This is a genomic window from Aphanothece microscopica RSMan92 (assembly GCF_046613545.2).
In the GTDB taxonomy this organism is placed as follows: domain Bacteria; phylum Cyanobacteriota; class Cyanobacteriia; order PCC-6307; family Cyanobiaceae; genus NIES-981.
The window spans coordinates 1-11,047 of record NZ_JBKKKY020000078.1 but is presented as its reverse complement, the minus strand read 5'-3'; the positions used below and the strand labels follow the sequence as shown (position 1 = coordinate 11,047).

At 67.2% G+C, this 11,047-nt stretch carries 10 protein-coding genes and 1 pseudogene; 6 read left to right on the top strand and 5 right to left on the bottom strand.

Going from position 1 to position 11,047, the window contains the following annotated elements:
* Positions 1 to 181: 181 nt before the first annotated feature.
* Positions 182 to 946 carry a C40 family peptidase gene (locus ACLD7X_RS14700; protein WP_411424401.1) on the top strand — a complete coding sequence of 255 codons (765 nt, stop codon included), beginning with the start codon at positions 182 to 184 and terminating at the stop codon, positions 944 to 946.
* Positions 921 to 1,940: a glycosyltransferase family 2 protein gene (locus ACLD7X_RS14695; protein ID WP_412007031.1), complete on the top strand. Its 1,020-nt coding sequence runs from the start codon at positions 921 to 923 to the stop codon at positions 1,938 to 1,940. Before ACLD7X_RS14700 ends, ACLD7X_RS14695 begins: the two co-directional genes overlap by 26 nt.
* Here the strand turns inward: ACLD7X_RS14695 and ACLD7X_RS14690 are convergent.
* The gene (locus ACLD7X_RS14690; RefSeq protein ID WP_411424403.1) at positions 1,883 to 2,398 is read right to left on the bottom strand and encodes a HEAT repeat domain-containing protein; all 516 of its coding nucleotides are present in this window, start codon (positions 2,396 to 2,398) and stop codon (positions 1,883 to 1,885) included. The genes ACLD7X_RS14695 and ACLD7X_RS14690 overlap by 58 nt on opposite strands.
* A gap of 89 nt (positions 2,399 to 2,487) precedes the next feature.
* Between ACLD7X_RS14690 and ACLD7X_RS14685 the strand changes: the two genes are divergently transcribed.
* The 3 genes from ACLD7X_RS14685 to ACLD7X_RS14675 all read left to right on the top strand — a co-directional run bounded on the left by ACLD7X_RS14685 (position 2,488) and on the right by ACLD7X_RS14675 (position 3,705).
* Complete coding sequence (locus ACLD7X_RS14685; RefSeq protein ID WP_006910603.1) at positions 2,488 to 2,604, top strand: photosystem I reaction center subunit VIII; 117 nt, start codon at positions 2,488 to 2,490, stop codon at positions 2,602 to 2,604.
* Between the two features lie 54 nt (positions 2,605 to 2,658).
* On the top strand, positions 2,659 to 3,150 hold the full coding sequence (locus ACLD7X_RS14680; protein WP_411424400.1) for a photosystem I reaction center subunit XI: 492 nt from the start codon (positions 2,659 to 2,661) through the stop codon (positions 3,148 to 3,150).
* Positions 3,151 to 3,333: 183 nt separating this feature from the next.
* Positions 3,334 to 3,705, top strand: a complete 372-nt coding sequence (locus tag ACLD7X_RS14675; RefSeq protein ID WP_411424399.1) for a hypothetical protein — start codon at positions 3,334 to 3,336, stop codon at positions 3,703 to 3,705.
* 18 nt (positions 3,706 to 3,723) lie between these two features.
* On the opposite strand, the gene ACLD7X_RS14670 is transcribed toward ACLD7X_RS14675, so the two are convergent.
* From ACLD7X_RS14670 to psaA, 4 genes are all read right to left on the bottom strand, one after another.
* Entirely contained in the window at positions 3,724 to 4,134 is a 411-nt protein-coding gene (locus ACLD7X_RS14670; RefSeq protein WP_411424398.1) for a fluoride efflux transporter FluC, read from the bottom strand.
* The gene (locus ACLD7X_RS14665; protein WP_411424397.1) at positions 4,131 to 4,520 is read right to left on the bottom strand and encodes a fluoride efflux transporter FluC; all 390 of its coding nucleotides are present in this window, start codon (positions 4,518 to 4,520) and stop codon (positions 4,131 to 4,133) included. The genes ACLD7X_RS14670 and ACLD7X_RS14665 overlap by 4 nt, the downstream gene beginning before the upstream one ends.
* A 127-nt stretch (positions 4,521 to 4,647) precedes the next feature.
* Positions 4,648 to 6,867 carry a photosystem I core protein PsaB gene (gene psaB / locus ACLD7X_RS14660; protein WP_411424396.1) on the bottom strand — a complete coding sequence of 740 codons (2,220 nt, stop codon included), beginning with the start codon at positions 6,865 to 6,867 and terminating at the stop codon, positions 4,648 to 4,650.
* A gap of 19 nt (positions 6,868 to 6,886) precedes the next feature.
* Entirely contained in the window at positions 6,887 to 9,190 is a 2,304-nt protein-coding gene (gene psaA / locus ACLD7X_RS14655) for a photosystem I core protein PsaA (RefSeq protein ID WP_411424395.1), read from the bottom strand.
* Between the two features lie 446 nt (positions 9,191 to 9,636).
* On the opposite strand from psaA, the pseudogene ACLD7X_RS14650 reads away from it, so the two are divergent.
* Positions 9,637 to 11,047 (top strand): annotated as a pseudogene (locus ACLD7X_RS14650) (hypothetical protein); the annotation flags it as partial.

Genomic DNA, 11,047 nt, shown 5'->3' with positions numbered 1-11,047 from the left:
GCCGCGGCCTGGCCTTCGGCCGCCTGCGCGACCGGAGCGGCGTCGAACCGCAGCCAGGTGATCGACACCTGCTGGGCCAGTCCCGGACGATCCTCCAGCTCCAGCGCCCTGACCAGGTCCGCCAGCACCTGGTCCATGCCTGGTTCAGGGCTGTAGAACGCCATCACTGCCGGCACACGCTGTGGCGACCTTAGGAACCCCTCCCCAGCCGTTCCTGCCCCCTGGCCAGCCGGCCGCTCCGGAATGGCTGCGGCCGGGCTCGATCTGGCGCCTGGAGGGCGAACTGGACCTCTACAGCAGCCCGCGGGGGGCCGGTCTCGCCACCCAGGCCGCCGGGGGTCGCTGCCTGCAGCTCCTGGAGAGCCCCGGGCAGCCCCGCCTGCGGGTGCGTCTGCTGGAGGACGGCTATCCGGGCTGGATCGCCCCTGAGCAGCTGCTCGGCCGGGCCATCACCGCCAGCCGGCCATCACCACGGCTGCTGGACCGCAGCGCGATCCAGTCCCGCCTGGCGGCGGTGCTGGCGTTCGCCCTGGCGGCCAGCCGCCAGCCGAATGTCTACCTGTGGGGCGGCACCCTGGGGCCCGACTTCGACTGTTCGGGCCTGGTCCAGACCGCCTTCGCCAGCACGGGGATCTGGCTGCCCCGGGACGCCTATCTGCAGGAGCGCTTCTGCCAGCCGGTGGCGGTGCGGCCCGGGGAGACCGACCGCCTGGAACCGGGCGATCTGCTGTTCTTCGGGGCGCCCCGGCGCTGCACCCACGTGGGTCTGCATCTGGGCCAGGGCCGCTACCTGCACAGCTCGGGCCAGGAGCATGGCCGCAACGGCATCGGCGTCGACGACCTCAACCCCCGCAACCGCGACCCGGTGGCGGTGCACTACCGATCCGAACTGCGCGGCGCCGGCCGGGTGATGCGCTGCCATGACGGCAGTCCCCTGCCCGCCTAGGTTCGCCGGCACCGGTGAGGTGACGATGGATCTGTCGGTGGTGGTGCCGCTCTTCAACGAGGAGGAGAGCGTGGCCTTGCTGGTGGAGAAGGTCCTGGCTGCTGTGCGCCCCCTGGGTTTGAGCCATGAGCTGGTGATCGTCGACGACGGCTCCACCGACGGCACCGCCGCGGTGCTGGCCCCGCTGGTGCGGGAGATACCGGAACTGGTGCTGGTCCGGCTGCGGCGCAACTACGGCCAGACCGCCGCGATGGCGGCCGGCTTCGATGCCAGCTGCGGCAAGGTGATCGTGACCCTCGACGGCGACCTGCAGAACGATCCCGCCGACATCCCCCTGCTGCTCGAGCGGCTGAACGAGGGCTACGACCTGGTGAGCGGCTGGCGCCATCAGCGCCAGGATCACGCCCTGGTCCGCCTGCTGCCCAGCCGCATCGCCAACCGGCTGATCGCCCGGGTGACGGGCGTGCGCCTGCACGATTACGGCTGCTCCCTCAAGGCCTATCGCCGCGAGGTGGTGGAGGACCTCAACCTCTACGGCGAGCTGCACCGCTTCCTGCCGGCCCTCGCCTTCATCGAAGGGGCACGGATCAGCGAGGTGATCGTCAACCACCATGCCCGCCGCTACGGCACGAGCAAGTACGGGCTGGATCGCACCTTCCGGGTGCTGATGGACCTGCTGACGGTCTGGTTCATGAAGCGGTTCCTGACCCGCCCCATGCACGTGTTCGGCTTCGGGGGCCTGGCCGCGATCGGTTTCGGCCTGCTGGTCAGCCTGTGGCTGCTGGGCGAGAAGCTGGTGCTGGGAGCCAACATCGGCGACCGACCGCTGCTGCTGGTGGCCCTGATCAGCGTGCTGGCGGGGGTGCAGCTGTTCTGCTTCGGCCTGCTGGCCGAGTTGCAGATGCGCACCTACCACGAAAGCCAGGGCCGGCCGATCTACAGGGTGCGGGAGACGTTGCGGGGCAGGGGGGCGGTGACCGGCGTGGTCGGTTGAGCGTCAGCCAGGCCAGGGCAGCGCCCCCGGAAGCGCTCCAACCCCAGCGCGGCCTCCCGCACCACCGCCAGGTCGGGATCCCGCAGGCCCCGGTGCAGCAGGGGCAGCACCGCCGGATCGCCCCACCGCCGCGCCATGCGCATGGCCTCCAGCCGGGATGGCCCATCACCGGCCAGCTGCTGGCGCAGGCCGGCCAGAAGCACCGTCCGCTGCCGCTGACCCAGGCTGGCCGGCAGAGGACTGACGGCGGTCTCCGGAGCGGCCGGAGCCATCGCCCCCGCCGCCGGATCCGCCACGGGGTCGGGCCCCAGGGCTGCCGCCACGAGCTGGGAGCGGTTCAGGGCCGCCACCGCGCTGGCATCGGTGGAACTGAGCACCACCACGGGGCGACGGCGCCGCAGCCACCAGAGCAGAAGCGCCAGAACCGCCGCTGCGGCACCAAGGGTGGAAGGAGGCATGGATTGAACTTTTATGTCGCCACCAACAGCCCAAGAAAGCTGTCGCGGGAACGATCCTTACAGTACCGGCGGTTGCTACTGGCCTGGCCATGACTGGAGAATTCGCTGCCGCCTGGATGCCCTCGGTGTTCGTACCCCTCGTGGGGATCCTCGGCCCAGCCGTGGCGATGGCCCTGCTGTTCAACGTGATCGAAGCCCGCGACTGAGGCTCCACGGCCCGGAGCCCGGCCAGCCCATTCATCACCATCCCACCCCTACCCATGACCGTGACCCCCGTCGCCGACCCCTGTGTCGGCAATCTGGCCACCCCCGTCAACAGCAGCTACTTCACCAAGGCGTTCCTGAATGCCCTGCCGGCCTACCGGCCGGCCCTGTCCCCGAACCGGCGGGGGCTGGAGGTGGGCATGGCCCATGGCTTCTTCCTGTACGGCCCGTTTGCGATCACCGGTCCCCTGCGCACCACCGACTACGCCACCACCGCCGGCCTTCTGGCCACCATCGGGCTGGTCTCGATCCTGACGGTGTGCCTGTCGATCTACGGCACGGCCGGCAACGGACCGAACGTTCAGCCTGCCGACGCCACGATCGACAACCCCCCCGCCGACCTGTTCACCAAGGCGGGCTGGGCCGAATTCGCCAGCGGCTTCTGGCTGGGCGGCTGCGGCGGTGCCGCCTTCGCCTGGTTCCTGGCGGGAACGGCCGTGGTGGCCCCTCTGGTGAACATTGCCGGTGGTGTGTGGAGCGTCGGCTGAATCCTGCCGATCCATCACCCCGCTCAACCACCGCGTTCAACCCGATCCACCCCGCCTGGCGCGGGGTTTTTTCATGCGCGGCGGTGGGGCAACCTCGCGCCACCGCCATTTCAGCCGCGAGGATCCCGGCCGCGAGGAGCCCAGTTGCGAGGAGAAGATGGAGGCACCGCTGCCCTCAAGCCGATGCGCACCACCTTCAGGACGGCAGGTTGCCCCTCTGCCACCGGCGGCACCCTCGTCCGCAGCCTCGTCCGCACGCTGGCGATCCTGATGGCTGTGCTGCTGGGGAGTTGCGCCAACCGGCCGGGCAGCCAGCCACCTCCGCCCGCAGCACCCTCGCTGCCTCAGAGCGGATCGGGTGGAGCCCAGTCCAGCCTGCCCAAGAGCGGCGCAGGGGCGCAGACGGCCCTGGCCGAGGGAAGCAGCCGCGGGCTGGAGCAGGGCCACAGCGCCACCGTGGACTGTCTGCATGGCGAGCGCGCCCAGACCGACGGCAACGAACTGCGCTGCGAAGACTGGACCTACGTGCAGCAGAACTACCTGCAGGCCCGCTGAACGGGGAGCAGGCTGCGATCAGGGGCGACTGCCCCTCCAGAGGATGGAGCCGAGCCAGGCCCCCAGGGCCACCAGAAGCAGGCCAGCGAGGAGACTCACCAGCAGGATTGCGGCCGACCCCAGCAGATCGCCTGCCGCCAGGCGGCGGGCCAGGACGAGCATCCAGGTGGAAAAGGTGGTGAGACTGCCGCAGAAGCCGATCCCGCCAAGCACATAGAACCTGGCACGACGCGGCGGCAGCACGATCAGCAGGCCGATCAGCAGGCAGCCGCTGAGATTGGCCAGCAGCGAGGCCTGCAGAAGCGGGGCCCAGAACCCGCTCTGGCCCTGGGCCCACGCATCCAGACGCCAGCGCAGCAGAGCTCCGGGGATGGCGCCGGTCGCCAGAAGGGCAAGGTCGGACAGTTCGCGGCGCAGGGAGGCTCTCAAGCGAGACCTCCGATCAGCAGTCCCAGCTGGGCAGCGACCAGGCCCCCCACAACGGAGCCGACAGACAGCAGCCCGGCCTCGAGCCAGTGGCCAGCCCGCAACACGACATAGAGCTCCGCCACCAGGGACGAAAAGGTGCTGAAGCCACCAAGAAAGCCCGTGCCGAGCAACAGCATGGTGCGCTGTCCACCTCCGCCACAGCTCTCCTGAATCGCGGCCAGCAGCCCCAGGGCGAAACAGGCGGCCACGTTGACCCCGAAGGTGCCCCAGTGCTTGCGCGGCAGCATGGGCTCAAGGTGGTTGACCACGCGGAAGCGCAGCCAGGCCCCCGGCAGAACGCCGAGCCCCACCAGGAGAGACGCCGTCGAGGCCGGGATAGGGGTCATGGCGGAGAGGCGGTGCGCTGGGGGCAACCTGGCCGTTGTAGACGGGACAGCCGTCCAGGCAAGAAAAAAACCCCGGCACAGGCCGGGGTTGTGAAGGGGTCCCTCGAGTGAGGCGGGGTTCAGCTGGTCAGCCGAACTTCCCTGAAGTGGAGGCGATCAGGAAGGCCGCATAGGTGAGGAAGTAACCCACGGTGAAGTGAGCCAGACCAACCACACGGGCCTGAACGATCGAGAGAGCCACGGGCTTGTCGCGCCAGCCCACCAGGTTGGCGAGCGGGGTGCGCTGATGGGCCCAGACGATGGTCTCGATCAGTTCCTGCCAGTAACCACGCCAGGAGATCAGGAACATGAAGCCGGTGGCCCAGATCAGGTGACCGAACAGGAACATCCACGACCAGACAGCCAGGTTGTTGGAGCCGGCCGGGTTGTAGCCGTTGATCAGCTGGGAGCTGTTGAGCCAGAGGTAGTCGCGGAACCAGCCCATGAGATAGGTGCTGGACTCGTTGAACTGGGCCACGTTCCCCTGCCAGATGGCGAGGTGCTTCCAGTGCCAGTAGAAGGTGAGCCAACCGACGGTGTTCAGGGCCCAGAAGACAGCCAGATAGAAGGCGTCCCAGGCGCTGATGTCGCAGGTACCACCACGGCCGGGGCCGTCGCAGGGGAAGGAATAGCCGAAGTCCTTCTTGTCGGGCATCAGCTTGGAACCCCGGGCGTCCAGGGCACCCTTCACCAGGATGAGGGTGGTGGTGTGCAGACCCAGAGCGATGGCGTGGTGAACGAGGAAGTCACCAGGGCCGATCTGCAGGAACAGGGAGTTGTCGCCGGCGTTGATGCCATCGAGCCAGCCAGGCAGCCAGACGGCACCGGGACCGGGGGCATTGCTCACCAGGCTGTCGGGGTTGGCCAGCAGCACATTCATGCCGTAGATGGCCTTGCCGCTTGCCGCCTGAACGAACTGGGCGAACACGGGCTCCACCAGGATCTGCTTCTCGGGAGTGCCGAACGCCACGACCACGTCGTTGTGGACGTAGAGGCCGAGGGTGTGGAAACCGAGGAACAGGGAGACCCAGCTCAGGTGGCTGATGATCGCTTCCTTGTGCTCGAGCATCCGGGCCAGAACGTTGTTCTTGTTGGCCTCGGGGTCGTAGTCACGGATGAAGAAGATCGCACCGTGGGCGAAGGCACCGCACATCAGGAAGATGGCGATGTACTGGTGGTGGGTGTAAAGGGCAGCCTGCGTCGTGTAGTCCTTGGCGATGAACGCGTAGGACGGCATCGAATACATGTGCTGCGCCACCAGGCTCGTCACCACACCGAGGGAGGCCAGGGCCAGACCCAGCTGGAAGTGGAGCGAGTTGTTGATGGTGTCGTAGAGGCCCTTGTGGCCGGCACCCAGGTCACCCGGGGTTCCCGGAGGGGGGTTGTGGGCTTCGAGGATCTCGCGGATCGAGTGGCCGATACCGAAGTTCGTCCGGTACATGTGGCCCGCGATCACGAACAGGCAGCCGATCGCCAGATGGTGATGGGCGATGTCGGTGAGCCACAGGGCTTCACTCTGGGGATGGAAACCACCGAGGAAGGTGAGGATCGCCGTGCCTGAACCCTCGGCCGTGCCGAACACCTGGTAGGTGGTGTCGGGATTCTGGGCATAGACCCCCCAGTTGCCGGTGAAGAACGGAGCCAGACCGGCGGGATGGGGCATCACCGAGAGGAAGTTGTCCCAGCCGACGTGCTGTCCCCGGGACTCGGGAATGGCGACGTGGACCAGGTGACCGGTCCAGGCGATGGAGCTGAAGCCGAACAGGACCGCCAGGTGGTGGTTCAGACGGGATTCAGCGTTCTTGAACCAGGCCAGGGAAGGCCGGAACTTGGGCTGGAGATGCAGCCAGCCAGCGAACAGTGCCCAGGCCGAGAGGATCATCATGAAGATGGCCCCTTGGTACAGCTCGGCGTTGGTGCGCATGCCGATCGTGTACCACCAGTGGTACAGACCGGAATAGGCGATGTTCACCGGGGAGGAGGCACCGGCCTGGGTGAAGGCCGCGATGGCCCCCTGGCCGAAGTGGGGATCCCAGATCGCGTGAGCGATGGGACGGATGTGCAGCGGATCGGTGACCCACTGCTCGAAGTTGCCCTGCCAGGCGATATGGAACAGGTTGCCCGAAACCCAGAGGCCAATGATGGCCAGGTGACCGAAGTGGGTGGAGAACAGCTTTTGGTAAAGCCGCTCCTCGGTCATGCCGTCGTGGCTCTCGAAATCGTGAGCCGTGGCGATGCCGTACCAGATACGGCGGGTTGTCGGGTCCTGTGCCAGACCCTGGCTGAACGAAGGAAATTTCGTTGCCATTGGGAAAGGTCAGGAAAGGTCAGCCGACCGCAATGATGCGAGCCAGGAAGAAGGACCAGGTGGTCGCGATGCCGCCCAGCAGGTAATGGGCGACACCCACGGCACGGCCCTGGGTGATGGAGAGAGCGCGCGGCTGGATGGCCGGCGCCACCTTCAGCTTGTTGTGAGCCCAGACGATGGACTCGATGAGCTCCTGCCAGTAGCCGCGGCCGCTGAACAGGAACATCAGGCTGAAGGCCCAGATGAAGTGGGCACCCAGGAACATCAGGCCATAGGCACTGGAGCTCGAGCCATAGCTGTTGATCACCTGCGCGGCCTGAGCCCACAGGAAGTCACGCAGCCAACCATTGATGGTGATGGCGCTCTGGGCAAAGTTGCCGTTGGTGATGTGCTGGACGGTGCCGTCGGCGTTGACGGTGCCCCACACGTCGCTCTGCATCTTCCAGGAGAAGTGGAAGATCACGATCGACAGGGAGTTGTACATCCAGAACAGGCCAAGGAACACGTGGTCCCAGGCCGACACCTGGCAGGTACCGCCACGGCCGGGGCCGTCGCAGGGGAAGCGGAAACCGAGGTTCGCCTTATCAGGGACAAGGCGGGAGCTGCGGGAATACAGCACACCCTTCAGCAGGATCAGCACGGTGACGTGGATCGTGAAGGCGTGGATGTGGTGCACCATGAAGTCCGCCGTTCCCAGGGGGATCGGCGCCGCGGCGACCTTGCCACCCACGGCCACGACGGCACCGTTGAACACTTCGCTCACACCCGCGAGGGCGTTGGGAGCGGTGGTGCCAGCGGCAGCGGCATGGAGACCCTGGATCCACTGCGCGAAGACGGGCTTCAGGGCAATGGCGGAGTCGCTGAACATGTCCTGGGGACGGCCCAGGGCACGCATGGTGTCGTTGTGGATGTAGAGGCCGAAGCTGTGGAAGCCGAGCCAGATGCACACCCAGTTGAGGTGGCTGATCAGGGCATCGCGAGCCTTCAGCACCCGATCGAGCACGTTGTCGATGTGCTTGGCGGGGTCGTAGTCACGCACCATGGCGATGGCGGCGTGAGCACCAGCACCCACGATCAGGAAGCCACCGATCCACATGTGGTGGGTGAACAGTGACAGCTGGGTGGGGTAATCAATCCCGATGTAGGGATAGGGCGGCATCGCATACATGTGATGCGCCACGATGATGGTCAACGAGCCGAGCAGAGCCAGGTTGACACCGAGCTGAGCGTGCCAGCTGGTGGTCATGAACTCGAACAGACCGTCGTGACCCTTGGGAGCCGGGAAGAGCAGGGGGTCGCCCTTCTGACCTTCGAGGATCTCCTTGATGCTGTGGCCGATGCCCCAGTTGGTCCGGTACATGTGACCGGCCACGATGAAGAGCACCGCAATCGCCAGATGGTGATGGGCGATGTCCGTCATCCAGAGGCTGCCGGTCACAGGATTCAGACCACCCTTGAAGGTGAGGAAATCGCTGTAGGCCGCCCAGTTCCCGGAGAAGAAGGCTGAGATGCCAGCGCCGAATCCCGGGAAGATCTGCGCCAGCAGGTCCTGGTTCAGGAACTCGTGGGGCAGGGGGATGTCGGCGTAGGTGGCGATGGTCTTGCCGTTGAGGGCCAGCGGCTGGCCGGCATCAATGGCATCCATCAGGGCCGTGGTGGGCAGGGACACATGCAGGAGGTGACCTGTCCAGGACAGCGAGCCCAGACCAAGCAGACCGGCCAGATGGTGGTTGAGCATCGACTCAACGTTCTGGAACCACTCGAGCTTGGGGGCTGCCTTGTGGTAGTGGAAGACGCCGGCATTGAGCATCAGGCCGGCCATCACCAGCGCGCCGATGGCGGTGGCGAGCAGCTGGGTCTCACTGGTGAAACCCCAGGCCCGCCAGACATGGAAGAGGCCGGAGGTGATCTGAATGCCGTGGAAGCCGGCACCCACATCGCCATTGAGAATTTCCTGGCCGAACACGGGCCAGACCACCTGAGCGGAAGGCTTGACATGCAGGGGGTCTGCCAGCCAGCCGGTGTAGTTGGAGAAGCGGGCGCCGTGGAAGAAGGCACCGCTCAGCCAGATGAAGATGACGGCCAGATGGCCGAAGTGAGCCGAGAAGATCTTGCGAGAAACCTCTTCGAGGTCACTCGTGTGGCTGTCGAAATCGTGAGCGTTGGCGTGGAGGTTCCAAACCCAGGTGGTGGTTTTGGGACCCTTGGCCAGGCTGCGGTCGAAATGCCCGGGCTTTTCGAAAAGCTCGAACGTGGCCGGAACGGGGTTCCGGTCGACCATGGCCTTGGCCTTTTCCCCACGCCCTGGTGGGCTGATGGTCATCGAGACGTTCCTCGAGGGACGGGGTCGAGGTGGTGGTCCACCCCTGTGGGCGAGCTGACGTGCCGAGGCATGCCGGACTCACCGATGGGCCCCATGACCGCCCGGACCGAGGCCCGGAGGGTCATGGGCTCCAGCCGGGACGAGGGAACCGCGAAACCGCGAAACCCCCTGCCATGGCTGGGGCTTTGGGCCCCAGATAGGGGACCGCTCGCGGCACTATAAGGGCCAAAATGAAGCCGTTCGGGGCCCCAGTTACAAAGGTTCAATCCGCTGGCTTCCCAGGCCAGCACTGGCGTCTGCACAGCAGTTAGAGATACACCCCTGGGCGATCTTTTTGCCATTTCAGTACATCTTGATTCCTTAAAGAATCCTGCCGATGAGCCCGGGATCCCAACGTCCCGCCGTGCCAGCAGAATGCGCTGATGGAACCAGGGAGCACGGGCAGGGTGACGGCGGGTCACGCCACGGATCCTCAGGCCAGGTCGGCTCGACTCAGCGGCCGTGCGGGGTGGGCCGGCCCGCTGCGCCGCACGGCTGCCTGGATCGCGCTGCTGCTGCTGGTGCTCATGCCGGCAGGGTGCGGCAGATCATCGCCACGCTCCTCGGCACCGCCAGCGCTGCTGCAGGCCACCGCACCGGCCGGCAGCCTCCAGGAAGTGCCCCCACCCCCGGCCGTACGCCAGCTGGGGGAGGCCCTGAGCCAGCACCACCCCCGCGTGAAGATCCTGGCGCCCGCGCCCGAGAGTCCGCTGCCAGCCGGCCCCTGGAGCATCCGGATCAGCGTGGCCGACTGGCCCCTGGCCGATGCCGGCCCGCTGGGCCTGGGCGCCCACCTGGTGCTGCAGATCGACGACCAGCCCCCCCTCCGGCTGGCAGGCCCCCCTCCCGATCGCCCGCAGGGCGCGATGGCGGCTGAGCGCACAGCGAAGCGCACGGCTGAACTCACCGCCGAGCTCACGGCGGAACTGCCGGAACTCTCCCCCGGCAGCCACCGGATCACCGCCTATGCCGCCCGCCCCTGGGGCGAGGCGGTCAAGGAGCCTGCGGCCCACGACCAGATCCGGGTGCACCGGGTGGCCGCCAACCCCCTGGCCCTGCCGGCCCCGGGGACGCCCCAGCTGATCCCGGTGAGTCCGGCCGGGCTGAGCTCGGCCCAACCGGTGCTGATCGACTGGCTGCTGCTCGATGCCCCCCTGCAGGGCCTGCGGGAAGGGGATGGCAGCTGGCGCCTGCGCCTCACCGTCAACAGCGACAGCTTTCTGGTGGACCAGCAGGAGCCCCTCTGGCTCAAGGGTTGGCGTGACGGCGCGAACAGTGTGGTGATGGAGCTCGTGGATGGGCGGGGCGAACCGCTCAACCCGCCGTTCAACAGCCTGGTGCGTGACGTGACGATCACCCCGGCCGCCCCCGCCCCGCCCTGGCAGGGCCGGGACCTGAGCACGCAGGCCCTGTCCCGTCTGCTGGGCCAGTCCACAGGCCCCGATGAGGCCGAAGAGCCCTCCCTCGATGCAGGAGAACCGGAGGAGCGGGCAGAACCTTCGTCATCGGAACCTGAGCCGGTGAGCTCCCCGCCGGCGCTCCAGGGAGACGAACCACTGGAAGACGAACCACAGGGGGACCAAGAAGAGGGGGACGCAGAACCCGCTCAACCCGAGTCGCCAGAACAGCCCGCAGCGCCCAACGCAGCCCCTCAGGCCGCACAGACCGCACAGCCCCCCCTGGAATCGGAGGCGCCAGAGCCCGCCGAACCGGCCGCTTCAGAGGACCTGCCTGCCGACGCGCCGCCGGCGAGCGGGTCGGTGGAGGAGCCAGCCCGGGAGGAGATCCCAGCACCGCAGGCAGCTTCGCCTCCCCCCC

Excerpts from the sequence above, each read along its gene's own strand:
- ACLD7X_RS14695 (WP_412007031.1), top strand. The coding sequence starts at position 921 with ATGACGGCAGTCCCCTGCCCGCCTAGGTTCGCCGGCACCGGTGAGGTG.
- ACLD7X_RS14690 (WP_411424403.1), bottom strand. The coding sequence starts at position 2,398 with ATGCCTCCTTCCACCCTTGGTGCCGCAGCGGCGGTTCTGGCGCTTCTG.
- ACLD7X_RS14685 (WP_006910603.1), top strand. The coding sequence starts at position 2,488 with ATGACTGGAGAATTCGCTGCCGCCTGGATGCCCTCGGTGTTCGTACCC.
- ACLD7X_RS14680 (WP_411424400.1), top strand. The coding sequence starts at position 2,659 with ATGACCGTGACCCCCGTCGCCGACCCCTGTGTCGGCAATCTGGCCACC.
- ACLD7X_RS14675 (WP_411424399.1), top strand. The coding sequence starts at position 3,334 with ATGCGCACCACCTTCAGGACGGCAGGTTGCCCCTCTGCCACCGGCGGC.
- ACLD7X_RS14665 (WP_411424397.1), bottom strand. The coding sequence starts at position 4,520 with ATGACCCCTATCCCGGCCTCGACGGCGTCTCTCCTGGTGGGGCTCGGC.
- psaB (WP_411424396.1), bottom strand. The coding sequence starts at position 6,867 with ATGGCAACGAAATTTCCTTCGTTCAGCCAGGGTCTGGCACAGGACCCG.
- psaA (WP_411424395.1), bottom strand. The coding sequence starts at position 9,190 with ATGACCATCAGCCCACCAGGGCGTGGGGAAAAGGCCAAGGCCATGGTC.